This window comes from Microcoleus sp. B5-D4 (genome assembly GCF_036705145.1).
Classification (GTDB): Bacteria; Cyanobacteriota; Cyanobacteriia; order Cyanobacteriales; family Microcoleaceae; genus Microcoleus.
The window spans coordinates 1-25,822 of sequence record NZ_JAUBTV010000095.1; the positions used below are offsets into that span (position 1 = coordinate 1).

Annotated in this window: 23 protein-coding genes; 11 read left to right on the forward strand and 12 right to left on the reverse strand. The window is 46.2% G+C overall.

Features of this window, described 5'->3' with window-relative positions:
• The first annotated feature begins 400 nt into the window (after positions 1-400).
• From nirB to QUB10_RS29095, 5 genes are all read left to right on the forward strand, one after another.
• Positions 401-2,965, forward strand: coding sequence for a nitrite reductase large subunit NirB (gene nirB / locus QUB10_RS29075; protein WP_333206682.1), 2,565 nt, complete (start codon positions 401-403; stop codon positions 2,963-2,965).
• 183 nt (positions 2,966-3,148) lie between these two features.
• Positions 3,149-3,508: a nitrite reductase small subunit NirD gene (nirD, locus tag QUB10_RS29080; RefSeq protein ID WP_333057424.1), complete on the forward strand. Its 360-nt coding sequence runs from the start codon at positions 3,149-3,151 to the stop codon at positions 3,506-3,508.
• Positions 3,509-3,693: 185 nt separating this feature from the next.
• Positions 3,694-5,820, forward strand: a complete 2,127-nt coding sequence (locus QUB10_RS29085) for a HEAT repeat domain-containing protein (protein ID WP_333206683.1) — start codon at positions 3,694-3,696, stop codon at positions 5,818-5,820.
• 301 nt (positions 5,821-6,121) lie between these two features.
• A complete protein-coding gene (locus tag QUB10_RS29090; RefSeq protein WP_333206684.1) occupies positions 6,122-6,652 on the forward strand; it encodes a peptidoglycan-binding protein in 531 nt (176 codons plus the stop codon).
• A gap of 230 nt (positions 6,653-6,882) precedes the next feature.
• On the forward strand, positions 6,883-7,953 hold the full coding sequence (locus tag QUB10_RS29095) for a patatin-like phospholipase family protein (protein WP_333206685.1): 1,071 nt from the start codon (positions 6,883-6,885) through the stop codon (positions 7,951-7,953).
• Here the strand turns inward: QUB10_RS29095 and QUB10_RS29100 are convergent.
• The 4 genes from QUB10_RS29100 to QUB10_RS29115 form a co-directional block, all read right to left on the reverse strand.
• Entirely contained in the window at positions 7,946-8,233 is a 288-nt protein-coding gene (locus tag QUB10_RS29100) for a hypothetical protein (RefSeq protein WP_333206686.1), read from the reverse strand. The genes QUB10_RS29095 and QUB10_RS29100 overlap by 8 nt on opposite strands.
• Before the next feature lie 152 nt (positions 8,234-8,385).
• Positions 8,386-10,761, reverse strand: a complete 2,376-nt coding sequence (locus tag QUB10_RS29105; RefSeq protein WP_333206687.1) for a S8 family serine peptidase — start codon at positions 10,759-10,761, stop codon at positions 8,386-8,388.
• A 618-nt stretch (positions 10,762-11,379) separates the two neighbouring features.
• Positions 11,380-13,077 (reverse strand): pentapeptide repeat-containing protein, encoded by a 1,698-nt coding sequence (locus tag QUB10_RS29110; RefSeq protein WP_333206688.1) that lies wholly within the window; start codon positions 13,075-13,077, stop codon positions 11,380-11,382.
• A gap of 287 nt (positions 13,078-13,364) precedes the next feature.
• On the reverse strand, positions 13,365-13,781 hold the full coding sequence (locus QUB10_RS29115) for a hypothetical protein (protein WP_333206701.1): 417 nt from the start codon (positions 13,779-13,781) through the stop codon (positions 13,365-13,367).
• A 255-nt stretch (positions 13,782-14,036) separates the two neighbouring features.
• On the opposite strand from QUB10_RS29115, the gene QUB10_RS29120 reads away from it, so the two are divergent.
• From QUB10_RS29120 to QUB10_RS29135, 4 genes are all read left to right on the forward strand, one after another.
• Complete coding sequence (locus QUB10_RS29120) at positions 14,037-15,806, forward strand: S8 family peptidase (RefSeq protein ID WP_333206689.1); 1,770 nt, start codon at positions 14,037-14,039, stop codon at positions 15,804-15,806.
• Entirely contained in the window at positions 15,803-16,024 is a 222-nt protein-coding gene (locus QUB10_RS29125; protein ID WP_333206690.1) for a hypothetical protein, read from the forward strand. The genes QUB10_RS29120 and QUB10_RS29125 overlap by 4 nt, the downstream gene beginning before the upstream one ends.
• A gap of 283 nt (positions 16,025-16,307) precedes the next feature.
• Positions 16,308-16,643 carry a hypothetical protein gene (locus tag QUB10_RS29130; RefSeq protein WP_333206691.1) on the forward strand — a complete coding sequence of 112 codons (336 nt, stop codon included), beginning with the start codon at positions 16,308-16,310 and terminating at the stop codon, positions 16,641-16,643.
• Positions 16,644-16,938: 295 nt separating this feature from the next.
• Positions 16,939-17,196: a hypothetical protein gene (locus tag QUB10_RS29135; RefSeq protein WP_333206692.1), complete on the forward strand. Its 258-nt coding sequence runs from the start codon at positions 16,939-16,941 to the stop codon at positions 17,194-17,196.
• Between the two features lie 46 nt (positions 17,197-17,242).
• Here the strand turns inward: QUB10_RS29135 and QUB10_RS29140 are convergent, their stop codons facing one another.
• Both QUB10_RS29140 and QUB10_RS29145 read right to left on the reverse strand, forming a co-directional pair.
• Positions 17,243-18,031, reverse strand: a complete 789-nt coding sequence (locus tag QUB10_RS29140; RefSeq protein WP_333206693.1) for an SDR family oxidoreductase — start codon at positions 18,029-18,031, stop codon at positions 17,243-17,245.
• 314 nt (positions 18,032-18,345) lie between these two features.
• Positions 18,346-19,272, reverse strand: a complete 927-nt coding sequence (locus tag QUB10_RS29145) for a nuclear transport factor 2 family protein (protein WP_333206694.1) — start codon at positions 19,270-19,272, stop codon at positions 18,346-18,348.
• 185 nt (positions 19,273-19,457) lie between these two features.
• On the opposite strand from QUB10_RS29145, the gene murG reads away from it, so the two are divergent.
• On the forward strand, positions 19,458-20,555 hold the full coding sequence (murG, locus tag QUB10_RS29150; RefSeq protein WP_445300835.1) for an undecaprenyldiphospho-muramoylpentapeptide beta-N-acetylglucosaminyltransferase: 1,098 nt from the start codon (positions 19,458-19,460) through the stop codon (positions 20,553-20,555).
• Between the two features lie 38 nt (positions 20,556-20,593).
• Here murG and QUB10_RS29155 read toward each other — a convergent pair whose 3' ends face one another.
• From QUB10_RS29155 to QUB10_RS29180, 6 genes are all read right to left on the reverse strand, one after another.
• Positions 20,594-21,007, reverse strand: coding sequence for a hypothetical protein (locus QUB10_RS29155; RefSeq protein WP_333057436.1), 414 nt, complete (start codon positions 21,005-21,007; stop codon positions 20,594-20,596).
• On the reverse strand, positions 20,991-21,440 hold the full coding sequence (locus QUB10_RS29160; RefSeq protein ID WP_333206695.1) for a type II toxin-antitoxin system antitoxin SocA domain-containing protein: 450 nt from the start codon (positions 21,438-21,440) through the stop codon (positions 20,991-20,993). The genes QUB10_RS29155 and QUB10_RS29160 overlap by 17 nt, the downstream gene beginning before the upstream one ends.
• A 149-nt stretch (positions 21,441-21,589) precedes the next feature.
• A complete protein-coding gene (ureG, locus tag QUB10_RS29165) occupies positions 21,590-22,186 on the reverse strand; it encodes an urease accessory protein UreG (RefSeq protein WP_333206696.1) in 597 nt (198 codons plus the stop codon).
• Positions 22,187-22,348: 162 nt separating this feature from the next.
• Positions 22,349-23,062: an urease accessory protein UreF gene (locus QUB10_RS29170; RefSeq protein WP_333206697.1), complete on the reverse strand. Its 714-nt coding sequence runs from the start codon at positions 23,060-23,062 to the stop codon at positions 22,349-22,351.
• Positions 23,063-23,206: 144 nt separating this feature from the next.
• Positions 23,207-23,644: an urease accessory protein UreE gene (gene ureE / locus QUB10_RS29175; RefSeq protein ID WP_333206698.1), complete on the reverse strand. Its 438-nt coding sequence runs from the start codon at positions 23,642-23,644 to the stop codon at positions 23,207-23,209.
• Positions 23,645-24,075: 431 nt separating this feature from the next.
• On the reverse strand, positions 24,076-24,567 hold the full coding sequence (locus tag QUB10_RS29180) for a DUF4168 domain-containing protein (RefSeq protein WP_333206699.1): 492 nt from the start codon (positions 24,565-24,567) through the stop codon (positions 24,076-24,078).
• Positions 24,568-25,612: 1,045 nt separating this feature from the next.
• Between QUB10_RS29180 and QUB10_RS29185 the strand changes: the two genes are divergently transcribed.
• Positions 25,613-25,783, forward strand: a complete 171-nt coding sequence (locus QUB10_RS29185; protein ID WP_333206700.1) for a hypothetical protein — start codon at positions 25,613-25,615, stop codon at positions 25,781-25,783.
• Positions 25,784-25,822: the final 39 nt, after the last annotated feature.

Genomic DNA, 25,822 nt, shown 5'->3' on the forward strand with positions numbered 1-25,822 from the left:
TCCCGCCCGTCCTTTTTGGACGGGCGGGACGCCCATCCCACTTTCAAGAGTGGAAGTTATTTAATTCTCATTCCTTAACTGTGCAGTAAATTTAAAATCTAAAATCTAAAATCCACCCTCCGCACGCTACGTAACTCGATCGCACATATCAGACTTGAACTGCATTCACTCACACTCAATTCTTGAAATTATCTGCGTTTATCGGTGTTGATCTGCCTTGCATCTGCGGTCGAGCTATCAATCAAAGATTTATGCAACAAGTCTATCATGCAAAAATGCAATCAGGAGTATTCGACAATTGCATAAACATCCATTTTTTGTATATATAAGTACAAAAATTTACAAAAAAGTCTTATATTAATTAACCCAACGACTGATAAACGGGATAAAAGAGATTCTAATGACAGCCAAAAAAAACCTCATTGTAATCGGCAATGGCATGGTAGGTCACAAGTTCCTAGAGTTAATGGTCAGCTCGGATGCTGCCCAACACTGGAATTTAATTACTTTTTGTGAAGAACCGCGCGTTGCTTACGATCGCGTAAACCTCAGTGGATTTTTCTCTGGCAAAACAGCGGGAGATTTATCTTTAGTTCCCCCTGGATTTTATCACACAAATGACATAAAGCTTCACATCGGCGACAAAGCAATAGCCATCAATCGCGAACAAAAAACAGTCTCTTCAGCCAACGGTTTAGAAGTTCCCTACGACAAAATTGTTCTGGCCACCGGTTCCTATCCATTTGTGCCATCAATTCAAGGCAAAGACGCTACAGGAACTTTTGTTTACCGGACAATTGACGACCTGGAAGCGATGTCCGATTACGCTAAAAATTGCAAAATAGGCGTAGTAATTGGCGGCGGCTTGTTAGGGCTAGAGTGTGCTAATGCTCTGCAAAATATGGGTCTAAAAACTCACGTTGTTGAGTTTGCATCGCGACTGATGCCCGTGCAAGTTGACGAGATTGGCGGGGCAATTCTCCGCAGCAAAATAGAAGAGTTGGGGGTTTCGGTTCACACCAGCAAATCTACCACAGAAATTGTTAGCGAAGATGGCAAAGTTACTAAAATGCTATTTGCTGACGGTTCGGAACTGGCAACAGATATGATTGTCTTTTCTGCTGGCATTCGCCCCCGCGACGAAATTGCTAGAAGTTGCGGTATAGAAGTAGGAGAACGCGGTGGCATTTTGATTAATGATAGCTGCCAAACCTCCGATCCTGACATTTATGCGATCGGAGAATGCGCCCTGTATCAAAATCGCATCTACGGCTTAGTTGCGCCTGGGTATACAATGGCAAGCGTAGCTGCAGATATTTTGAGCCGTGCAGCGGATGACGGGCAAGATGCCCGTCCCACAAGCACTTTTACAGGTGCGGATATGTCCACTAAACTCAAATTATTGGGGGTGGATGTCGCTAGTTTTGGAAATCCTTTTCCCAAGTCGGGCGATGCTAAAGAAATTGTTGTCGCTGACACCTTCCAAGGCATTTACAAAAAATTAGTTTTAAATCAAGACGGCAGCCGAATTTTAGGCGGAATTCTCGTAGGAGATGCTTCGGCTTACGGCACTTTGCTGCAATTCATGCAAAATGAAATTGCTCTGCCACCGCATCCCGAAGATTTGTTGATGCCACCGCGAGAAGGGGGAGCACCGGCGGGTTTTGGAGTAGACAGTTTGCCGGATTCTGCTCAAATTTGTTCTTGCAATAATGTTACCAAAGGGCAGATTTGTGCAGCGATTCGCGAGCATAATTTAACCGATGTTGCCAGCGTCAAAAAATGCACTCAAGCTGGTACTGGCTGCGGCGGCTGCGTGCCTTTAGTGACGGATATCTTCAAGTCGGAGATGAAGAAAGCTGGGTTTGCCGTCAAAAATAATCTTTGCGAACACTTTGAATATTCTCGTCAAGAATTGTACCATTTAGTGCGTTCTCAAGAGATTAAAACTTTTGAAGAGTTGATTGAAAGACACGGGAAAGGTAAGGGTTGCGAAATTTGCAAGCCTGCTGTTTCTTCGATGCTGGCTTCTACTTGGAATGACCATATTTTAGAGAAGTCTCACGTCGGTTTGCAAGATACGAACGATTACTTTTTGGCAAACATTCAGCGCGACGGTACTTATTCGGTGGTGCCACGAATACCGGGGGGAGAAATTACGCCGGATAAGTTGATTGTTTTGGGTGAAGTTGCCAGGGATTTTGGGCTTTATACTAAGATTACTGGCGGGCAACGGATTGATTTGTTTGGAGCTCGTGTGGATCAATTGCCGCATATTTGGCGCCGGTTGATTGATGCGGGATTTGAGTCGGGACACGCTTACGGTAAGGCTCTACGTACTGTAAAATCTTGTGTGGGTAGCACTTGGTGCCGCTTTGGGGTGCAGGATTCAACGAGTTTGGCGATCGAAGTTGAATTGCGGTATCGCGGTTTGCGATCGCCCCACAAGCTCAAATCTGCTGTCTCTGGTTGCACTCGCGAATGCGCGGAAGCTCAAAGCAAGGATTTTGGGATAATTGCGACGGAGAATGGTTGGAATTTGTACGTGTGTGGCAATGGCGGTATTAAGCCACAGCACGCCGTTTTGCTGGCGACGGATATCGATAAGGAAACTTTGATTAAGTATATCGATCGATTCTTGGTTTTCTACATCCGCACTGCCGACAGATTGGAACGCACTGCTACTTGGTTGAACAAACTTGAGGGCGGTATTGAATACTTGAAACAGGTAATAATTGAGGATTCTCTGGGCATTTGTGCTGAATTAGAAGCGCAAATGGAACATTTAGTGAATACTTATCAATGTGAGTGGAAAACGACGATTGAAGACCCACAAAAGGTGCAGCGGTTCCAGCATTTTGTGAATTCCGATTTGCCTGATCCGAGTATTGTTCGTGTTGCGGAACGGGGACAAACGCGGCCGGCTAACGAACATGAAAAGGCTCTGGCTGGAGTTTCGGAATAATCGATCCCCCCTAGCCCCCCTTAATAAGGGGGGGACAAGAGTATTAATCTCGTTCCCAGGCAGAGCCTGGAAATGAATTCCGGGAGGCTATGCCTCCTTCCGCGAGGCGAGGCAGAGCCTCGAAACCTACGTTCCCAGCCGGAGACTGGGAACGAGATTGAAGTAAAATAACAGGAAAAGAAGATGGTTCAATCATTACAAGTTTCGGATACTGTGACTACTTGGGTAGATGTGTGTTCTCTGGATGCGATCGCCCCTTATACTGGAGTTTGCGCTTTAGTTAAAGGCGAACAGGTGGCGATTTTCCGAGTGGGAAACGGGGATGAAGTTTATGCGCTTAGCAATTATGACCCGTTTAGCAAAGCTTTTGTGTTGTCGCGGGGAATTGTGGGCGATCGCAACGGTACTCTCAAAGTTGCTTCTCCCATTTACAAGCAAAACTTTAGTCTCACTACCGGGCAATGTCTGGATGATGAAACGGTAAAGATTCCTACTTTTGCGGTGCGGGTTGTAGCCGATCGCGTCCAAGTAGCTGTTAGTTAGATTCAGCGGCTTAATTGTTCGATCGCCATCCGCCACCACCTAACATTCCTGTGGGTGCTGGCGGATTTTGCATTCGGGCCCTCCCGACTCAGTATTTTTCGTATAAAATAGAGTCGATTGGTTCCATACTTCAGGCTCGCTCAAAAAAAGCTCAACTAATATGGGAGCTGATGCGAGGATTGTCAATGCAAACAAACTTCAGGCGGCAGGGTATCGGTATGTTGTTAAAAAAACTTGTTTCCGAAAATAATCCCCAGACTGTAGCAGAGTTAATCCATGCCCAACTCAAAATCGGTCAACTGACTTGGGGCGAACTCAACATACAAGTTTTCGGCCAGCACTGGCGGGACGAATCTTTGCACGAAGTCCTCAGAGAAATTGCAGCTAAGCTCGACAAAGAAACAGCGAGCCAAATTATAGAATATCTCACAGATCAGAACGGTCAACAAGAAAAATTTATTAATTTGTTTTTAGCAGCGCAATGCTTGTTAAAAGTTAAAAATGATGTTAATAAAAAAACCGAAAAAAAACTGTTAAACGCTTTAAAAAAGTTATCGCAATACGGTACGGGTTTCCTGATTCTTTATCAAAGCGCTCAAGAATTGCAGGAAACTTATCAAATTCGCAATCGATCGATCGTGGCGATCGCCCAAACTTGGAAAAACGACCCGCAAACCCTGCCCTGGCTGAAAATACTCGCTCACTCCACCGACTGTGGCGAAGTCCGAGCCACAGCAGTCGAAGCAATAGCCCGTGGTTGGCCAGACCAGCCAGAAATTTACCTGATGCTCAAAAACCTCGCCAAATCAGATCCAAGCTGGGCAGTGCGATCGACCTGTGTGCGAGAAATGGCTTGTGGTTGGCCCGACACGAGCGATACCTTGCCGCTGCTGAGTGCCCTGGCTCTGTCAGATCAAAGTCCCGCAGTCCGCACCGCAGCACTCGAACAATTGGCCTCTAATTGGCCCGGTCGCACAGATACCTTGCTGCTGCTGAGAACCGCCGCCGAATCCGACGAAAATTTGGGAGTGCGAGTCTGTGCGTGGCAAGCAATAGCCAGAGGTTGGCACAGCCTTTTAGGCACGGTTTCCCTGCTCAAAAATCTTGCCCAGACAGGAAGTTCTATCCTGCGAACCTTAGCGGTGCGGGAGTTGGCAGCGGGCTGGCCTGCTGCAGCCGACGTTTGCCTGCTGCTGAAAACTAAGGCCGAATCCGACAGCAGCAAAGAAGTGCGGACAGCAGCCTTAGAAGAATTGGCTTCGCACTGGGCCGGCGAGCCCGACATTTACCCGCTGCTGAAAACTAAAGCCGAGTCCGACGCGAGTTCGAGCGTCCGGCGCTCAGCAGTGCAAGCAATTGCCTCTGGCTGGCCCGGAAACCCCGAAACTCTCACTTTTTTGAAAAATATAGCATTGAGCGATCGCGACGCCGACCTGCGCGAAATAGCCCTACAACAGATAGCCGCAGGTTGGCCCGACCACCCCGAAACCCTGCCCCTGCTGCAAAAAATAGCTGATTCCGAGGATTACTGGACTGTGCGGCAAGTAGTAGTGGAGGCTGTCGCCACACTGGCGTCAGGCAGTCTCGAAGTCTTTGGCTGGTTGCAAAATCTCGCCGAGTCAGACAGACACCTGAACGTCCGAGAAACTGCGGTGGCAGAGATCGCAAAACGCTGGTCTCACCGGGGCGAGACGCTGCCTTTCCTCAAAAGCCGGGTCGAGTATGAGCATGATTCTCACCTGCTGAGCGTGCTAGTGCGATCGATCGTGCGGGGGTGGCCCGACGCCCCGGAAACCTTGTCTTGGCTGAAAATTCAGCTCGATTCTGGGGAAGCGCTAGTGCGGGAAGCGGCGGTGCTTGAACTCGCTTACAACTGGCCAGACAATCCTGAAACTTGGATGCTGCTGGAGGCTAAAGCAGAGGGCGATGAGAGTCCCGCTGTCAGGCAAATCGCTTTGCAAAAGTTAGCGCGCGGGTGGACAAATCAGTCTCAAACTTTTGAGTGGCTCAAAAGTAGAGCTCAAAAAGATGAAGATTCGCAGGTGCGGGCGATCGCCCTGGTAGAGTTAATGCGGGGATGGAAAGACGAGCCGGGAATGTTTGAGTTTTTGCGCGATCGAGCTTTGAGCGATGTTGACAATCAAAACGGTTCTTTTCCTTACAACCCCAGGTTTACAGCACTCGAAGCGATTATTGAACATTATCCCGAAAATCCGGGAGTTGTGCCGTTGTTGCGAGCTCTTGCAGTTTCCGACGCAGAAGAGCAAGTGCGGGCCTTAGCGAGTCGCCGACTACGCAGCCAAGACTGGTAATTAGAAACAATCCTTTAGACACCTCGGAAAATTCATCATGCCTGCTCTTCTTTCTGGAGTTTGAGGAGGCTCCAACTTTAGGCGTTTAGTGCATAACTTGTCTTCGTTGCACTCTTAACATTGTTTCAGTATATCATTCCGCCGCAGCCGGAAGAGATCTTAAAAGTTAACACTGGGACTAACTCAAACGAGTGACACTCAAATGAGTGACACTCGAAAAAGTGACTGTGCATCCACAAATTCCACCAGTTATACCTGAAATATCAAACACCAAAACTTAACTGTTGATAGGAAGCACATTATGTACACCGAAGAAAGAAGCTTGAACAATGAAACTATGGCTCTCGTCGCCGATACTACTCCTCAATCAACTCTTGCATTTGCTGCAACCACTGGAGTAAACAAACCCACTTTACAAATGGGTTCAACAGGCCAAGCTGTCAAGGAACTACAACAGCTTCTATATCATTGGGCATATTATTTTGGCGCCATTGACGGTATCTTCGGCGTCCAAGTTCAAAACGCCGTCAAAGGCTATCAACACCGCGTCTTTTTAAAAGAAGATGGGATTGTCGGCCCTCTCACTTGGGAAGCACTATTCTCTGGTGCACCTGTGAATATGCCGATCGTCATGAAGGGCAGTTCTGGTAATGCTGTTAAAATTGTTCAGAATGTCTTGAAAATCAATGGATACTATTTCGGATTCATTGACGGATTCTTCGGGCCGATGACAGATGTAGCCGTGCGACAATTGCAACTGAGCAAGGCTTTACCGCAAGATGGAATTGTCGGCTATAGAACTTGGCACGCCCTCAGCAAGTTACCGCACTAATAACTGATTGGATTCATATCAATTCCGGTTGCACTCCTCATGATTGTTGACTGTTGACTGTTTAGTCTGGAGCCAAAAACTCAATGTTTGAGTGTTAACTGTTGACTCGATTTTCTTATTCCGAGGCAACCGGAAACCATATGATGACGTTGGTTATTGGTATTTTGATGCTGTATGAGTTTGTTTCATTTATCTTGACAACTTAAGCAATATCTAAAGGAGTAAATGTGATGGCTACTAAATTCAAGAGAAGAATTCTCTCAATTGATGGTGGCGGTATCCGAGGTATTATTCCTGCGATCGTTCTCAACTACATTGAAGAGCGCACAGGAAAACGCATAGCAACAATGTTTGATTTTATTGCCGGCACTTCAACCGGAGGAATTTTAGCACTGGGTTTAACTAGAAAGAACTCAGACTCTAGCATCAATAATGAGCCAGAGTATACCGCTGCCGAACTGATAAATTTCTATCGCCAATATGGACCAAAGATTTTTAATGAGTATGTTCCAGGGGACTTTGATGATTTGCTACAACCCAAGCACAACCCAAAAGGTAAGCAAGAAGTTTTAAAGGATCTTCTAGGTGAAGCTAAGGTTGAAGACGCATTACGAGAAATTTTCATCCCGAGCTATGATATTGAACTGAGAGCACCAGTTTTTTTTACAAGCAATCCGGACGCAGAGGAACCCAACAGTATTAATAGCCGCAAAGTATGTAGCGGGTTCAAAATGTGGGAGGCAGCAATGGCAACTTCTGCTGCACCGACATTCTTTCCACCCTACGAACTCGAAACGGCACATACTACCGATGAGGGACATTACGCTTTGGTAGACGGTGGAGTTTTTGCAAATAATCCTTCCTCACTTGCAATGATGGAGGCGATGATTTCTTACAAGAAAAAGACTGATGAAGAACTACACCGTAAGGATACCCTTGTTGTTTCTTTGGGTACTGGCTCAGTAACCAGGAGGTATAAGTATAGAGATGCCAAAAACTGGGGACAAATTAAATGGGCACTTCCCTTACTTAACGTTGTTTTAGATGGTCAAAGCGAATCTGTGGCGTATCAGCTTCAGCAGCTAATGGTGACTAAAGCAGACAAAGAAAATAACAGAAACTACTATCGTTTTCAACTTCAATTAAGTAGCGATAATGGCCACGATCAAATGGATAATGCAAGTCCCAGTAATATTGATCACCTTGAGGAGCGAGCTGAAAAACTGATTCAAAACAGTAAGAAAGATTTGAATGAGTTGTGTAATCTTTTGAAGGAGGAGACTGAGCTATATTCTAATTAACCGCACCGTTAAATCGATATACGGTTGGAAGATTTTTAATGGGGGTAAGACTTTGTGTGTATTCATTCCCAAAAAAGGGCATCCCAAACCGCACCGCTTCCCCCATCATCGAACATCGATCGCACTCCGAAGCTGTTTTCTCCCACGTGAGCAACTCTTCCCGAAAAGCTTGGTATTGCTTGGCCCGCTGCACGACGCTTGCAATTTCCGACGCAGAAGAGCAAGTCCGGGCCTTAGCGGGCTGCAGGCTGCACAGCCAAGATTGGTAAACAAAAACCATACCCCAGTTTCTCCAACAGTCCTCGACGCAAAGCCTCTGCACAAGCCCATGAAAGGTAGCGACAATCCCCCGTGGTTGCCCCGTCTGTGGTGATGTTGCCTCCAGGATTGTCCCAGAAACCGGGGTTCAAGAAATTTCCCAACAGTTCTTAATTATGTCTCACGAACTTCCGAGGTAATTCCTTCAGGTTTTGCTGTTGCCGTCAGAAGTTCCAAACTTTGGTCAGGACTTAAGTTTGGATTAGCCTGAAGCATTAGAGCAACTACACCTGCAACATAGGGAGCAGCCATAGACGTTCCGTTCAATATGCCATAACCCTCTACGTTTCCCGGCGTAATCGGAACTGTAGATAAGACTTCATAGCCCGGAGCAACCACAAAATTTGTTGTTATCGAACCAGCAGGATTGGAAAAAATTGTTACCTGTTTACCTGGAGTTGTTACTGCTCCGACAGCTACTCCCAAATTGTCGAAAGCATAAAATGCTGGAAAAGTTGGTTCGCTTGGGTTGAGTTTATCCCTGTCATTTCCCGCTGACATTATCACAAAAACCCCGGCTCCCTTGGCATCTTCTAGGGCTTTCCGTACTTCGTTATTGAGGAACTCTAGTCCGCCCAAACTCATGTTAATCACATCTGCGCCATTGTTTACCGCATAGCGGATGCCGTCAATGAGATTTGAAACAGATACATCCCCAAAACTTCCGACCCTAATCGGCATAATCTGAGCCTCATAAGCCACCCCATTCATTTCCAGCGTGTTATTGAGAGAAGTGATCTCAATTCCATTTCTTTGGGCCCCTATGATTCCTGCTACATGAGTTCCGTGAAACCCACGCTGATCATTTGAATCTGGGGAGGGATTGGCATCGCCATCCACAAAATCCCACCCATTTACATCATCACTAACTCCATTGAGATCGTCATCAATACCATTCCCCGGAATTTCATTAGGATTCCGCCAGATATTGCTCTTTAAATCGGGATGACTCAAGTCAACCCCGCTATCGAGTACCGCAACCACAACACCTTTACCCGTGTATCCTGCTTTCCAGGCTGGGGCAACGTTTAGCAGGTTTAAGTCCCCTATATTATTAAACTTAGCTGCACTGGTGAGCGGGTCAGCAGCATCCAACTGCTGTTTATCAGTGGCAGCCGCAACGGCCGCTGCTGCATCCACCAGCCCGTAGCCGAACAAATTGTTGAAATTATCTGTTGTCGGCGCAGCTAAGATGCTGATGTTGTAGCGCGTGTTGCCTGCAAAAGAATTGACTCCGAGGAAATAACTACCTGCTGACAAACCTCTAAAGAAAATTTCCTCGGGATTGTTGCCTTGCTGTTGAGGAACGCCAAGAATTTCACCAAAATCAACCTTATTGTTGTTGTTAACATCCTGAAGCAGCACTAAATCTGCATCTGTACCTGGATATATTCCCCGCAAGTTGACTTGAAGGTTGCTGGGCTGTGGGAGATCAAATTTGTAGAGTTTCGCAGGTTGTTTTTCCTCAACAAAGTCGTCCAACGAACCCTGGATGCTGCTGCTGAATGTGCCAATAGGAATAGCTTGGTTCAGCCCGAACTGAATTGGCTGGACATTGATATCCAGGTTGTAGTCGGTGTTAGCTCCCCGAACAGCTTGTTGAACAAAGACAAAGTATCTGCTGGGTACAGAAAAGCGACTTTCAATGACTTCTGACCGAGTTCCAGGATTGCGGGAGGCTGAGACAGAGACGATTTCGTCTGGACTCAGTTGACCATCGAGATTAGCATCCCTCACCAAGAATAAATTAGCGTCCCCAGTCAAACCGCTGAGTTGCAATTGAATACTGCTCGGTGTGTTAGTAGTGGTGAAAGTGTAAATATCTCGGATGTCGTCTTCACCTACGAAGCCCTTGAGCGACTGAATTGGATTGTTCAGGACATCGAGATTTATTGGTCTGTTAAGGTTGTCATCTAATACGAAATCGGCAGGGAAAAAACGATTCTGGAGTTGCTCTGGCGAAACGTCCGCCACTTGTCCCAAGATCCTGTTATTAGCTTGAATCCTAATTAAAGTTCCCCCTGCCGAGGGTTCTAGATTTAGGTCAGCTTCGCTGAGATTGTCAGTTAATCCAATGCCGTCAAATCTAGGGTCGAAGTCAGCGATCCAATCTACTGCTGCTGTATTTAGCTCGGTTCGGAGTACAAACCCATCATTGCCACTACCACCAACTAGCGTGTCTCCATCCAAGTCGCCAGCCAAAATGTCATCGCCCTCATCACCTCTAAGTAGGTCGCTGCCTTGACCGCCGCGCAACAAGTCATTTCCTTGACCTCCGATGAGGGCATCGTTACCGACATCCCCGAAGAGCAAATCCTCACCGCCACCGCCATCGATCAATTCTGGAGAGACCGAACCAATCACAATATCATTACCTTCTAAAGCCCGCAGTCCTCTGGTGAAGGGATTTAAAAGTCCTGGGGTTAGCCTGAAGTTATCAGAATTGGGACTTAGATCGAAAAAGTTACCGTCACTGCTGGAACTATTCATAACAAGATGCTCCTGGTCAGATCAACAAATATATTTTAATAATCAAAAAAAATCCCTCATGAAATTGCAACTTTTTTTAACAATACAGAACTTACGCAACTGGCACACTAAAATCAAATTTTAGAGTTGGTCAGAGGAATTGCTGGAAGGGTTATTGAGGGTTGCGATATCTGAGGCATCTTACTAATTATGATAATCGCCTCAGTCCTGCAATAGTCAAAGAAGATTATGTTCCTCTTCCTGGCTCGATCGAGCTTGCGATCGCCAGCCTGGTGATTTCTGAACTAGGGAATATGTTGTCAATCCAACAAAATGTATAGGAGCTAACACAAACGCGCTGCTTAATCAAGGTATGAAAAAAATAAATGAAAAATCCCTATGGAATGAGAATTAAATAACTTCCACTCTTGAAAGTAGGATGGGCGTCCCGCCCGTCCAAAAAAGACGGGCGGGACGCCCATCCCACAATAACAATTAAAATTGTAAGTTATTTAATTCGCGATCGTAAGCTTTGTGTGGAATGGTTTATATGAGTTGCCTATTTAGCCTTTCATACCGTAAATCAGCAACTCCCAGAAACCGTGCCAACATCTCCCAGTAGCGATCGCACATATCGATTTATTCCGATAAAAGGGCGATCGCATACCGCACCGCTTCCCCCATCATCGAACCGCGAACGCGATCGGACGCCGTTTTCTCCCACGCGAGCAACTGTTCCCGAAAAGCCTGGTCTTGCTTCGCCCGCTGCACGATCGCCTGACTGATAACTTTCTTTTGAATCTGCTCTGTCGGGATACCTTGCTGCTTCAAATAATCCAACAGCCGCTGCACGCTTTCAGAGAATTTATCCGGCGTCTGAGAGATCAAAATAAACGAAATTTGGCGCACCATTCGCTGGTAGATTTCCTGTCTTCTGAGCAATACTTCCTTTTGGCTCGGCTCCGCATTGTTACTAGGAACAGCCAAGTCGAGCAAACTCAAAATTTCAGCGCCCTTGGCTAAAACCTTTTCCAACATATCTGGATAAATCTCCAAAATGCGATCGCCCAAAATCTTGCCGTTCACCAAACGGTTCGCACTCAGCCGCAATAAACTTTGTTCTCCCGCCGACTCAAAAAATTGAACGTTGAATTTGAGTTCGTGGCTTTCCAACTCCACCCGACGCAGCGTAAAAACCAAAGCTTCCCAATTAGGAGATTCCTCAAAACACACCTTGACAATAGAACTGTCCTCTTGATGCTGCCGCCCCAATTCCCCCGACTCAAAATCGCGATCGATCGGCAAGCGATTTGCCGCAACTTTCGCAGTATAATCAAACTCAGTAAAAACATAGCTGCAGTCAACTCTCGACAGATCGACATCTTGAACTTGCCAATTTTGAATGCAGCAACCCGTAAGCTGGGTTCCCTCCAAATTCGTCCGAATCAAACGGCACTCAATCAAACAAGCTTCTCTTAAATCCGCCTCACCCAACATCGCATCCATCAAATAAGCGCCACTCAAATCAGCTTTCCGCAAATCAGCACTTCGCAAATTAGCTTCGCTCAAATCTGCTCGCAGCAAATACACTCCTTGCAGGTTAGCTCGCAGCAAAAGCGCCTTCTTAAAACTCGCTTTCAATAAATAAGAACCCGCCAGATTCGCTCGACTCAAATCAGCATTATCCAGCACCGCCTCAGTCAAATCCGCCCCCGCCAGCACAGCTCGGTGCAAGTCAGCGCCCGTCAGATTTGCCGATCGCATTTGAGCGCCATTCAAGTCAGCTTCAATCAAATTTACACCGATTAAAATTGCCGATCGCAAATTCGCTTCCACCAAATGCGCTTCCCGCAAATTAGCACCCGTTAAATTAGCACCAACAAGACTGGCGTGGTTGAGATTCGCCTCCATCAATTCCGCCTCCATCAACTTCGCGCCGTCGAGTTTAGCCCCCGCAAAATTAATTTGGTCAGATTTAACTCCTTGAAGATTAGCACCACCCAAATCCGCTTCAGGCAGCGCTGCCCAATTGAGTTCTGCTGCTTTCAAACAAGCAAGGCGCAAATCTGCTTTAGCAAGATTTGCCCCGCTCAAATTTGCCCCGCTCAAATTCGCCCCGCTCAAATTCGCACTGCGGAGATCCGCGCGCCGCAAACAAGCGCCAGTTAACTTGGCATTGCTCAAAAAAGACCAGCTCAAATTAGCACCGGTCAAGTTAGCACCAGTGAGGTCTATTTCTCGCAGGTTAACACCGCTTAAACTAGCGCCGCTGAGGTCAATGTGACCAAAGTTGCGCTCTCCCTGTTGATAGCGCTGTAAAAATTCTTGTGTTTGCATTCCGCAGATTGGGGGGCTGGCAATTTAGCTGTTTTAGGACGCGCTGGCAAAGAACTTTAACTCTAAGGTGGGCACGGATGACTACCGGGCTAGGCACGGGGACACTACTTCTACTACTTACTACAAGAACTCACATTCTCCGGGTGATCCGTACACACTTTACCCCTATAGATGGCGGTTCAAAGGATTTGTGGCGTAAGTTCTATTTTTACTACCAGCTTTACAGACTTTTGTAACTTAAAGTAGCCGAGTTCATATCTGATACGCGGCCCCGCCGGAGAGTGTTTTTACTTAAAGCGCTGCAATTCTTGCTGCAAGTATTTTCCCCATTTAGTCGCTAGAGGAATTTCTGTAAAAGGAACCTGCACCGCAGCACCATCTTTCAACAAAAATTCGAGGGCGATTGGACTCCCAGAACTCGGCGGCAACTCTAAATCAACTGCCTGAGAGTTGACTAACAACCGCAGCGACTGCACGTCTTTTAAAGAAAAAGTTTGCAAATTCACAGGCCCGCTGCGAGTAGGTTTTCCCCAAGTTAAACTGTCTTCTTGCTGACCAAGTACAGCATAAATATCGTACTTGGCTTTAGCGAATTGTTCTGCCCAGACGCGATACGCTTCCAGCTTTTGATACTCGTTCCATCCAGCCCAAGCCAGCCCAATAAAAATTGCCAGCAGCGGCAGCCACATTAAACCTCTTTCCATGCAATACCCTTGTTGAAAATAGTCGCTTGTTCTGTTTCTCATCTTCTCTAATGATACAATTAATTGAACTCCTAAAACTTGCTCGGCAATTTCAACTAGAAATTAGAGCAATTTTGGATCGAGCAACAGCCACAGCCGAAAACTACTAAACGCCCGCGTGCGAGTTCCCCACAAGTCGCAGCAAGGAAAACTGGCGCTGGCGGTGAAAATTGGGTTATTGTGGTGAACACGCCTTCCCTAAACGGACGATCGGCAATGAAAAAGTTTTTCCTTCTGTGCTTATTTTTAATCGGGCTCGGCTGGGCGATTTCTAATTTCCCAGGACTTGCTACTCAAGGCACTTACGACTCGATTGTGCTGGATTTCCGCGAAGATTTGGGTGCTGCTGAGATTGCGAAAGAAGTAAATGCGATCGCCCAACAGTACCAAGTCGCACCGCAACTCAACAGCGAATTCTCAGCGGCCGACAATGTATATGTAGTTAAGGGCGATCGCACTTTGCTAAACGCCCTGAGAAAATCAAATTTGGCTAAAGATACCGAATACATTGAACCGAACTACGTCTATAGCGCTTTCGAGATTCCCAACGACCCCATGTATACCAAGCAGTGGAATCTCCGCAGTATCAACGTAGAATCTGCCTGGAACGAAACCAAAGGCAGCGGCACAACAGTAGCGATAATTGACACGGGTATTACTCCAGTCGCTGACTTAAAAGAAACCAAATTTGTACCGGGCTACGACTTTGTAAACGATCGCGCCGAGGCCTACGACGACAACGGCCACGGTACTCACGTCGCAGGTACTGTCGCCCAATCAACTAACAACAATTATGGCGTTGCGGGCATCGCCTACGAAGCAGCTTTAATGCCGCTGAAAGTCTTAAGCGGCAGCGGCGGTGGTACGGTTTCCGACATCGCCGAAGCAATTAAATTTGCTGCTGACAACGGCGCCGATGTCATCAACATGAGTCTCGGCGGCGGCGGTGAAAGTCAGTTAATGGAAGAGGCGATCAACTACGCCCACTCTAAAGGCGTTGTCATCATCGCAGCAGCCGGCAACTCCGGCGACAGTTCCGCTTCCTATCCCGCCCGCTATCCCCACGTCATCGGCGTTTCCGCCCTCGGCCCCGACGACGAAAAAGCCTCTTACTCCAATTTCGGCGCAGGGGTTGACATTGCAGCCCCCGGCGGTTCTGAAATGGGCAAAATCCTGCAAAGTACGATCGACCCGGAAACCGGCGCCGAAGTATTTGAAGGCTACCAAGGCACTAGCATGGCTTCTCCTCACGTTGCAGCCGTTGCAGCCCTTGTCAAGGCCTCCGGTATCACAGAACCAGACGAAATTCGCAGTGTACTCTTGCAGTCCTCGCGAACTGTCACTGAAGATCCGTTAAACCATTTTGGTTCAGGACACCTAGACGCAGCCGCAGCAGTTCAGCTAGCCCAGCGCGGACAAATCAACTTCCGCGATTTCTTCCGCTGGCTGCGCGATAACGGGTATCTCAACCCCCGCTTTTGGATTGACGGCGGTGCAGTCGCCCTGTTGCCTAAAATTGCAATGGTGCTCGGTTCTTACCTGCTGGCTTTCTTTTTGCGGAATTATTTTCCGTTCCAGTGGACTTGGGGCTTTTCCGGCGGCTTGATGGCTGGTAGTTCTGGGTTCTTTTTCCTGCGAAACTTGTTTGTATTTGACTTGCCGCAGTGGCCGCTGCGGGTGATGGGCAGTTCTATTCCCGAACTCGGCGGTGCAATTAATGGCAGCAGTATGCTGAATCCCTTTTTTGCTAGTGTTTTGATTCCTGGGATTTTGATTGCTGTGCTGTTGGGACATCAACAGTGGAAGTGGATCGCGATCGCAATTTCGATCGGTTTTGCCAGCAGTTTAGCGGTGAATGCTTTTGTGTCTCCCGCAGTCTGGGGATTGGGAACTGGTTTGGTAGCACAAACATTCTTGATTGTCAATGCTTTTCTGTGTTTCGGACTGGCGCGTTTAGCAATTAAAACAGAGGTGCGATCGGCATGAGTATTACTGTCAAAGGCAAAATTGAACGCAAAGGATTAGGCCCGGGCACTTGGGCTTTGGTTGGCGAAGATGGGGAAACTTACGAACTTAAGAATGCTCCTTCTGAGTTGAAAAAAGCTGATTTGAAAGTCAGTGTCAAAGGTGAAGTCCGCAAGGATGTGATGACTTTTGCTATGATCGGCCCGGTTCTTGAGGTGCAGTCTTTTGAGGCGATTTAGCCTAATTGGTTAATGCAGCTTTTGAGCTAAAAAAAACCCCGGCCAAAATTGGCTGGGGTTTATTAATCAGGGTGCATCTACTAATTTAATGTCCGGCCTCAGATCACCTATTTCAGGACACTTTGGCAGAATTTGCGAAAATTTGTGATGAGGGCGTGCGATCGCCAAAAAAAAACCCGGCCAAAATTGGTCGGGAGTTAATTAATCAGGGTGCATCTACTAATTTAGTCTCCGGTTCGAGGTGCACCTGTTCTGGACATTTTGGGAAAATTTCGGAAAATTCGTGGTTTGGGGTACGATCGCCAAAAAAAACCCGGCCAAAATTGGTCGGGAGTTAATTAATCAGGGTGCATCTACTAATTTAGTCTCCGGTTCGACGTGCACCTGTTCGGGACAGTTTGGGAAAATTTGGGGAAATTCGTGGTTTGGGGTGCGATCGCCAAAAAAAAACCCGGCCAAAATTGGTCGGGAGTTAATTAATCAGGGTGCATCTACTAATTTAGTCTCCGGTTCGACGTGCACCTGTTCGGGACAGTTTAGGAAAATTTGGGAAAATTCGTGGTTTGGGGTGCGATCGCAAAAAAAAACCCCAAACCAAAATTGGTCGGGAGTTAATTAATCAGGGTGCATCTACCAATTAAGCTTCCTGAGAATTCCAGCGCAATCCGGATAACCTCAAACTTTTTCAGCATCACCGTCGATACCGCAAAAAAAAACCCCAAACCAAAATTGGCGGGGAGTTAATTAATCAGGGTGCATCTACCAATTAAGCTTCCTGAGAATTCCAGCGCAATCCGGACAACCTCAAACTTTATTCAGCATCACCCTCGATACCGCAAAAAAAAACCCCAAACCAAAATTGGTCGGGAGTTATTTAATCAGGGTGCATCTACTAATTTAATCTCCCGCCCGATGTGCACCTTTTCAGGACACTTTGGCAGAATTTTGGAGAATTTGTGGCGAGGGGGGCGATCGCCAAAAAAAACCCGGCCAAAATTGGTCGGGAGTTAATTAATCAGGGTGCATCTACTAATTTAGTCTCCGGCCTCACAGCACCTCTTTCAGGACAGTTTGGCAATTTTGGAGAAGGTGTGGCTAAGGGTGCGATCGCCAAAAAAAACCCGGCCAAAATTGGTCGGGAGTTAATTAATCAGGGTGCATCTACCAATTAAGCTTCCTGAGAATTCCAGCGCAATCCGGACACTTCCCACTAAAAACTCACAACTCTTTTCGGTGAACCAGAGTTGCACTAGCTTGGTCTGTCGGAACTAGCAAGACTTCACTAATATTGACATGAGGCGATCGCGTCGCGCAAAAATACACGACATCAGCCACATCGTCCGCAGTCAGCGGTGTCAATCCTTGATAGACATTTTTTGCTTTTTCTGAATCGCCGTGAAACCGGACATTGCTAAATTCTGTTTCCACCAAACCTGGCTCTATTTCCGTCACTCGCACGGGTGTTCCTAAAAGGTCTTGTTTTAAGCCTTCGGAAATCGCTCTCACTGCTGCTTTGGAAGCGCAATAAACATTACCTTTCGGATAAGCTTGGCGGCCTGCTATTGAGCCGATATTCACTACGTGGCCGCGGTTTCGGCTTACCATTCCCGGCACGATCGCGCGAGTCATGTAAAGCAAGCCTTTAACATTGGTATCAATCATTTCTTCCCAATCTTGGAAGTTGCCTTCGTGCAGTTTGTCTAAACCACGGCTCAATCCCGCATTGTTAATCAGAATATCGATGCTTTTCCAGGCATCGGGAAGCGCAGTTATCGCCGATTCAACTTGCGGGCGATCGCGCACGTCCAATTCTAATAAATAAATCTCGTTCACCGACGCGATGGATTTTGTTTCTACAAGTTCGTTTGCCAGTCGATCGAGCTTTTCAAGACGGCGGGCTGCTAAAATTAGTTTGGCTCCACCTTTGGCGAATATCTTGGCACAGGCTGCTCCAATACCGCTACTCGCACCTGTAATGAAAACAATTTGGTTTTGGATAGAAATCATACGATTTTAGATTTTAGATTTTAGATTTTAGATTTGGGAATTGGGAATGACTAATGAGATAAGGCTTTGGATATTTCATACTGTCAATTCAACATAATTCTTGTAGTGACGAGTTTAGGGACTTCAGTCATTTCTCTTCAAGATTTTCTTGAACCCGCCACTACTAAAATTACCCAAATAATACCATCCCATAAAAATGCAACTGTAGACCAGCGCTCCAAACATTTAATTCATAAGTTATTCCCCATCTAAATCTAAAATCTAAAATCTAAAATCTAAAATCTAAAATGGTATAACCCATAACACCTATTTTATTACTTGACAACCCGCAATCGCACACTAACCGTTGCAATTCCACCTTGTCGCATCAAAACTGCTGAAACCCACCGATTTTCTGGCGTAGCCGGAGCTTTACCTACTTTAAAAATTCCCCCGGCATTTAGCAACTCTAGCTCGACTTCTGAGGGATTAAAAAAGGTTTTTCCGGTAATGGGTTCCTCCAAAACAGTCCCTATTAAAATATCATCGCCGATCGGCTCTCGAACAATGGCATCAAAATGGTACTCTTCGCCCACCTTAACTTGCTCCGGCAAATTCACTTGAATTGTGGGAGGATTTTGGCCAGAAGTAAGCTGAGTTTGTTCGGCTAAAATCTCTTGACTAACTATTTTTTCGCCTTCAAAGCGCTGCTGGGAACGGATGGTAGCTTTGAGACTTAATTCTCTGCCATCCTTTTTTTGAGTGCCGGCAATTGTAGTTATGGTTTCTGCGAGAATCGCGCTACCTTCGGTTTTCCAAGATTTGATCTCGGTGCGATAATTTAAACTCGGATATCGATCCCAGAGTTGGGTGAGGGCTTTTTCCATGCTGCGACTGTTTAAGCCGTCAGAATGAGTGAAATTCTGGCTGTAAAATGCCATCACTGCTTTGACATCGCGTCGGTTGGCGGCGGCGTCAATTTCTGTTAGCACCTTTGTGAGTGGGGCTGGCGCATTTGCTCCTGTTTGGGCGATCGTTTGGGGAGTCGCCCCGATCGCACCGATCGCTCTTGCGGCACCTTGATGCAGCACGCCAGCACTTACCACTGTTAAACATAACAACATTTGAGCGATCGACTGCCCGCAGTTCAAGCCAAAAACGATCGCCCGTTGGCGCAGCCCTCGAAGAGGATCGGCTTTTTCGTCCCGACGGCTGCAAAAATACTGAGATGCACTTGGCATTAAATTCAAAAAATTACGCATTAGATGATAATTTGGTTATTTGTCAGGAGTCGTGGCGCGGGCAACTGTTCGCCTGCAACGAAAACTGACAACGGAAGGACGGACACGGCACAATCTAATTTTAGATTGCTGATTGAAAATTGGCTGAAACTGCCGGAATAATAAGCATAATAATCTAAAACCTCCAATATAAAATTGATCGACCTGTGGAACTTGTACTTGTAAAAGAAACAAATACCTTGACAAAAGCCCCCCTCCGGTTGTTGGTTGCAGCTAGCGGCACTGGTGGACATTTATTTCCTGCGATCGCCACCGCTAGTCAGTTGAACGACTGTCAGATCGAATGGCTGGGAGTCCCAGACCGCATGGAAACCGAGTTAGTTTCATCCCTTTACCCCCTCCACACGATCGCGGTTGAAGGCTTTCAGCAGCGATTTGGACTAGGTACATTGCGAATTTTGGGCGGACTCGCCGGCTCGATCCTTCAGGTGCGGAAGTTGCTCAAAGCGGGAAATTTTCAGGGAGTCTTTACTACCGGCGGTTACATCGCAGCACCTGCAATTCTAGCGGCCCGTTCTTTGGGTTTGCCGGTGATTCTCCATGAATCTAATGCCATTCCCGGAAAGGTGACACGCTGGTTTAGTCCTTTGTGCACTGCTGTGGCGATCGGATTTGAAGCAGCAGCCCAGCATTTACCCCGCGCGAAAACGGTGGTTGCTGGTACGCCGGTGCGATCGCAATTCCTGACTCGCCAACCTCTAAATTTGCCAATTCCTGACAGTGTACCTGTAATTTTAGTCATGGGCGGCTCTCAAGGTGCTGTCGCCGTCAATAAGTTAGTGCGCGAGTGTGCTCCGGCTTGGTTTGATACCGGTGCTTGGGTGGTTCACCTCACCGGAAATAATGACCCGGATGCTGAGAGTTTGAAACACGAGCAATATTTGTCAATGCCATTTTACGACAATGTGGCGAGTTTGTTGCAGCGAGCAAATTTAGCAATTAGTCGATCGGGCGCGAGTGCTCTGACAGAATTAGCAGTGACGGGAGTACCTTCTATTTTAATTCCTTTTCCTCACGCCGCTGACGATCACCAAAGATTTAATGCGGAAGTATTTGCTAAAGTCGGCGCCGCTGTGGTATTCCGTCAAAGCGAACTGACAGCAGATGTGTTGCAAAGCAAAGTGTTGTATTTGTTAAGAGATTCCGAATACTTGGAAAAAATGTCTCAAGCAGCTTCTGAATTAGCAGTGAGAGACAGTACAGAACGTTTGGCAAATTTGGTCAGGGAATTGGTGGTGAGGTAGCGAAAATTGGACACCGCCACTAATTTAACGAGTTCTTTTTAATGAGGGTAAAGCGTAAAACCCCTGTCCAACCAAATAACATAAAACACAGCCCCATCCCGATAACCAACCATCGGAGCCTTCCCGCAAAACCGAAAAGCAATAAAATTTACATCATCCTTAAGATGGCTGGGAATAGGTGCTCTAATGGAACTTCGGGCTATCTTCTCGTAGCCCAATCCGTGACGGGGACAAGCATTAATCTCACTCCAGGTAAGCTGATTTAATTTGTAGAGCGTATCTGCAAAAGCAGCCTTTTCATCTTTTGTGCATTGAGAAAGAGAGTAATCTTTATTCATGTATCGCAAAGAAAATAGAGGTGACTCCTGCTCTGGCGGTAAATCAACAATTTCTCTAGGTGAAATCCTTTTCCCTTTTTCTTGGCGTTGATTTGCCTTAAGATGCTTCTTCACAATTGAGTTGAGTCTTGAAGTATTTTTTCAGGGATTGATGAGTAATTTCTCCGCTATTTTGAGCAGCAAGTTTCCAGGGATATTCTTCGTGTGTCATGTTGCTTAACTTCCATGCAGCAAACTGCCCAAACACAGAGTAAACTTCATCAAGCAGGCTCTTAGTTTTTTCGTCGTAAATCGAAAAGTTTATATATTCTGGACATGGAATTGCACCAGTACCATACTTTTTATAGTGACGGTACAAATCAGGAACAACGGGCCCGTGAGTCCATGCTTCTATGGCTTCAGGAAATAGCGGTTCATCGTACAAAGCTAAATGAAAGCCTTGAGCATAGTAAACCAATTTCTGAAGCTTGAGATTAGATATCAGATCGCCAGCATCTTCACTTGCCTGAGCCAAAAAGTATTCGGCTGCATCATAACAACTCAGCATAACTTACTTGGTAGTCATTAAACGGCAAAACTAGAACGAGATTTTTTTGACACTCCCGCGACTCAAGCAGACTATATTTGTCTGGAGACTTTTTCACGGGGAATTGCGAGCCGTGTCACTTTATTTACATTATACTATATTTTCTCAATCTATGCCATATTCAATTTAACAAAGTTAACTACCGATTCTAATCCTTCTTGGGTCTTCAGGTTAGTAAAAACAAAAGGTTTGTCGCCGCGCATTTTTTTCGCGTCCCGTTCCATCACGCCTAAATCTGCTCCTACATAAGGTGCGAGGTCTGTTTTATTAATTACCAACATATCAGATTTAGTAATTCCTGGGCCGCCTTTGCGCGGAATTTTATCGCCGGCTGCGACATCGATTACGTAAATTGTTAAATCTACTAACTCCGGGCTAAACGTTGCAGCCAAGTTATCGCCGCCGCTTTCGACAAACACTAAATCTAAATCTATGAATTTTTGTTCTAACTCTTCTATAGCTACTAAGTTAATAGAAGCATCTTCGCGGATGGCTGTGTGGGGACAGCCTCCTGTTTCTACGCCCAAAATTCGATCGCTCTCTAAAGCTTGACTCCGAACCAAAAACTGGGCATCTTCCTGAGTATAGATATCATTAGTAACTACAGCAATCTGGTATTGCTGCCGCAGCGCCTTGCACAAAGCATCAAGTAAAGCAGTTTTCCCCGAACCAACCGGGCCCGCAATTCCTACACGAAAAGCACTCATAGCGATTTTAGATTTTAGATTTTAGATTTTAGATTTTCTGATTTTCAACTGCGAAATAACCGAGTTGTAGTTGTAGGGTGCGTCAGACGGAGTTATGGAACGATTATCGAGGCTTTGGGGTTCTGACGCACCTTACTAATTAGATTTTGGATTGTCTGATTTTCAACTCCGAAACAACCGAGTGTACTGAGTTTCATGCGCCATGCTAGCCAGTCCCAATCCCCAACTACAACTCCCAAGGTCATCATCTTCTAATTTTAAAACTTCTTGCGCCGTACAGCTAATTTGAAACTGCAAATCTAACAGTAACTGTTGACCGGCTGTTTGACCGAGGGGAATCAGTTTCACGCCCGCACTCGCCAAATTGGCAGCCCAACTGTACAAATATCCTAACACGGCCGCTTCTTCTTCAATCTGCCAGTTGGCGGCGGCAATGCCAAAGCCGATCGCAAAATTGCACTGATTGCCGCCAAATTCCACCAAATCTTTTACACTTGTTGTTAACCCAGAAGCAACGGGCGATTCCCTGCGGGATAGCTTCGCTTCACGCAAATCCAGCAGCAACCTGACCAAAGTCCGCCCCATTTGCCAACTTTGCAAGCGCAACTCTTCTGTTTCCTTAGCAGCAGTCGCCCAAGCATTCCAGTAATTCAAAGCCGTCAAATCCCCCATCTGTGCCGCCCTCAAAGCCCTTACCACTACAGCGGCTTCTACTCGAACAGCCCCGAATTGCAGCGAATTTTCTAACCAATTCCTCAAAGTAATCTCGGTGTTGATCGCACCGGTTTCTACCAGACTTTCGATTCCCTCAGAATAACTATAAGCTCCCACAGGTGCAAAAGCTAGCTGTAACAAACATAAAAGTTGATTGTTCACTGTTGACTGTTGACTGTTGACTGTTGACTGTTGACTGTTGACTTATTGCTTCTTGAATGGCCGAAAGCAATTTAGTCACAAGCCCTCGCATTCATCGGTGAGAGTAAATCTAAAATCTAAAATCTAAAATCTAAAATCTAAAATCTAATGGCTGTGCCCGTAAGCGCCCATTTCCGGCTGAAATGGCACAATTTCCTCTGTTACTTCCAAACCCATTTTTTCCAGCATTCCCTGCAACACAGAGTCGGGAGAAAGCCTTAAATAATTATCGGCAATTTCTAAAGCTACGTGGCGGTTTCCTAAATGATAAGCCGCCCGCATCAGTAGCAGCGGGCTTGATGCCCGCACTGTCAGCACCGATTCGGGTTTTGCACTTACCAGTACCACACAGCTACCGTCTTCCGACTGCAATAAATCTCGATCGCGCAATACTGTACCTCTGGGCAAACTCAGGTGCAGCTTTTCCCCCGTTTCTGTCTCGAATCGGTGGCGGCTGCGAGTGCGATCGTCCGCTGTCATCGGTAAAGTAAAGCTGACAACAGCATCGGGATTTGCAGGTAAATGTTTTGTGAATGTTAGCATTTTTCTATTCTATTCCTCAGAGCAATTCAATTGACACTGAGTTTTTGAGGAATATCTTTTTTATAGCCGAAGGAATAAAAAAGACTGAAGTTCCAATCTTCAGCTCATGTTTCAGAAATTAAAAACGTCTTAATCATGTTCGCGATCGCTATATCTCATTCCGATTTACAGCCAGTTGAAAAATATTCATCTCTCTGACCGCTCCCGTTCTGGCTTTATTACCAAATTTATGTTATTTTGTCAAGCACTTGATCGCAGACGATCGCTTTTTTTTCAAAAAATTTTGCCTACCGTCTAGGAACTCGAACAATTTAAATCTCCAATATTATTGTTGGGGGGAGGTAGCGGTTAGGCATCCTGCCTGCCCTTAACAAGCTTTTATGGAGAAGTCTAATAGAACGGGAGAGGAAGAAAGACTCAAACCCTCAAGCTTATTGATTGCCCGCTTGTTGCAGTCGCAGGAGCTCGGCTTGAATTCGCTGTTTGACTGCCGGATTCGCTTGCTGGAGCAAAGTAAGCTGGTTGAAGCGACTAACTGTCAAACCATTGGTTTCGATAACTTTTTTAGCTTGTTGGCAGTAATTCACCGCGATGCCGCGAACACCTCCAGACAACCTATTGATTTCCTTAGTTTCGTTGCACACTACTCTGGGAACCGAGCCCCCAGCCATTCCTTTAATTTCGTTATAAGCTTCCACCCGTCTGGGTTCTATTGCCAACACAGCACGAGCGTAGCTAGTAATTTCTTCGCTGCTAATCTCTTGAGCTTGGGCTGCTGCTCCGAAAACGAGATTTGGGGATTGTCCATACAAACCGGGCGCCCATCCGCTAGCTAAAGCTGCAGCAGAAATGATGCCTGCAAACAGCGATTGTCGCAGCATCCGGTTTATGCCAAATTTAGAGGTGTTTAGTGAGGTGTTCATGGTCGTCGGTGATTGATTGCGTGTAGATAAAAATGACACAGCGCTTGGAGGCTCAATATTTTTGAATAATGTGGTGGCTAAAAAGTTCCTGCCGTTGGTAACTATTTTGAATTCCAGCAGGATGCTTTGGGAGTGGCTACGACGATCGACTTTTTAGCAAATTCGATAATTTCATTCATTCTAGCATCTGTGGGAAGTTGACAAAATTCAAACTTTAGATGGTAATTTTAATTACAGAGTGTTCTCGCATTGCCTCTCCCAATAATTCTCAAAGCGCAAATATTAAATAATTCTAAAACTTCTTGACAAATTACTCGCCTTAATTAGTCTAATCAAGGTACGGGCTAGCAAAGCTATCTTCCCGCAAGGGTTCCCGTTCCCCGTAGGGGTTCCCGTAGGGTAGGGTAGGGAAGCGCCTGGAAGGCTAGGTCAATCGATTTTAGATTTTAGATTTTAGATTTTAGATTTTAGAATTGAAGCATTGACTTGCGCGAGATAAATTCGGGGGATCCTTTATCGGATACAGGTTTTTTATTTCTGGACGGATTCATCACGTGGCGGGTATCCTGGATGCTTTCGGTCAAATTTAGCAGCAATCGCACTCATCAATGGCGGCGATGATTGATTTAATGTTAAGCGATGGTGCATTTGTCGATCGAGAAAATCCCCCGCTGGTTTGGCTGCTGACGAAGTTAGAGGCGGAACAAAAATTATGTTTTACTACCCGAAGATAGAGACAGCAGCAGGGAACTAGACATTAAAATCTTGTTATCAAAATGCGCGCTATCTGTTTTTGGCAGTCAACGCCCAGGCCTTCGATTCCAGTTCTCGCTTCCTCCCGTTTGGGGCTGTGGAAACTTGTCTGGGAGTTACCCAGAAACCTGGTTCTTCTACGAAATAAAATCGTTACAGCCACCAGCAAGAGTAGACAAACCCGGAAAGCTGGAATTTTTGGGAGTCAGTTTTCTGGTCATCTAGAGCGCAGATAGCGAATTTTGGCAAACATTATCGCAGCAATTTAACAATTATTAATTACTCATTGCCCATGAAAAGTCAAAAAGAAATTTGGCGAGTTATTCTCGCAGTAGCTATCTGTATTGTAGGCGTGCTGCACTTTGCAGTGCCCGCACCTTTTATCAGAATTGTGCCGCCCCAGCTTCCTTACCCGGAAGCCTTGGTTTATCAGAAAATTGGGTTTAAAACCCCGTCCTTCTAGGACGGCTTTAATTTCTTAAATCCATTCCTAAAAATCCGT

Coding starts and splice junctions, on each gene's coding strand:
- nirB (WP_333206682.1), top strand. CDS start 401: ATGACAGCCAAAAAAAACCTCATTGTAATCGGCAATGGCATGGTAGGT.
- nirD (WP_333057424.1), top strand. CDS start 3,149: ATGGTTCAATCATTACAAGTTTCGGATACTGTGACTACTTGGGTAGAT.
- QUB10_RS29085 (WP_333206683.1), top strand. CDS start 3,694: ATGCAAACAAACTTCAGGCGGCAGGGTATCGGTATGTTGTTAAAAAAA.
- QUB10_RS29090 (WP_333206684.1), top strand. CDS start 6,122: ATGTACACCGAAGAAAGAAGCTTGAACAATGAAACTATGGCTCTCGTC.
- QUB10_RS29095 (WP_333206685.1), top strand. CDS start 6,883: ATGGCTACTAAATTCAAGAGAAGAATTCTCTCAATTGATGGTGGCGGT.
- QUB10_RS29100 (WP_333206686.1), bottom strand. CDS start 8,233: ATGGTTTTTGTTTACCAATCTTGGCTGTGCAGCCTGCAGCCCGCTAAG.
- QUB10_RS29105 (WP_333206687.1), bottom strand. CDS start 10,761: ATGAATAGTTCCAGCAGTGACGGTAACTTTTTCGATCTAAGTCCCAAT.
- QUB10_RS29110 (WP_333206688.1), bottom strand. CDS start 13,077: ATGCAAACACAAGAATTTTTACAGCGCTATCAACAGGGAGAGCGCAAC.
- QUB10_RS29115 (WP_333206701.1), bottom strand. CDS start 13,781: ATGGAAAGAGGTTTAATGTGGCTGCCGCTGCTGGCAATTTTTATTGGG.
- QUB10_RS29120 (WP_333206689.1), top strand. CDS start 14,037: ATGAAAAAGTTTTTCCTTCTGTGCTTATTTTTAATCGGGCTCGGCTGG.
- QUB10_RS29125 (WP_333206690.1), top strand. CDS start 15,803: ATGAGTATTACTGTCAAAGGCAAAATTGAACGCAAAGGATTAGGCCCG.
- QUB10_RS29140 (WP_333206693.1), bottom strand. CDS start 18,031: ATGATTTCTATCCAAAACCAAATTGTTTTCATTACAGGTGCGAGTAGC.
- QUB10_RS29145 (WP_333206694.1), bottom strand. CDS start 19,272: ATGCGTAATTTTTTGAATTTAATGCCAAGTGCATCTCAGTATTTTTGC.
- QUB10_RS29160 (WP_333206695.1), bottom strand. CDS start 21,440: ATGCTGAGTTGTTATGATGCAGCCGAATACTTTTTGGCTCAGGCAAGT.
- ureG (WP_333206696.1), bottom strand. CDS start 22,186: ATGAGTGCTTTTCGTGTAGGAATTGCGGGCCCGGTTGGTTCGGGGAAA.
- ureE (WP_333206698.1), bottom strand. CDS start 23,644: ATGCTAACATTCACAAAACATTTACCTGCAAATCCCGATGCTGTTGTC.
- QUB10_RS29180 (WP_333206699.1), bottom strand. CDS start 24,567: ATGAACACCTCACTAAACACCTCTAAATTTGGCATAAACCGGATGCTG.
- QUB10_RS29185 (WP_333206700.1), top strand. CDS start 25,613: ATGAAAAGTCAAAAAGAAATTTGGCGAGTTATTCTCGCAGTAGCTATC.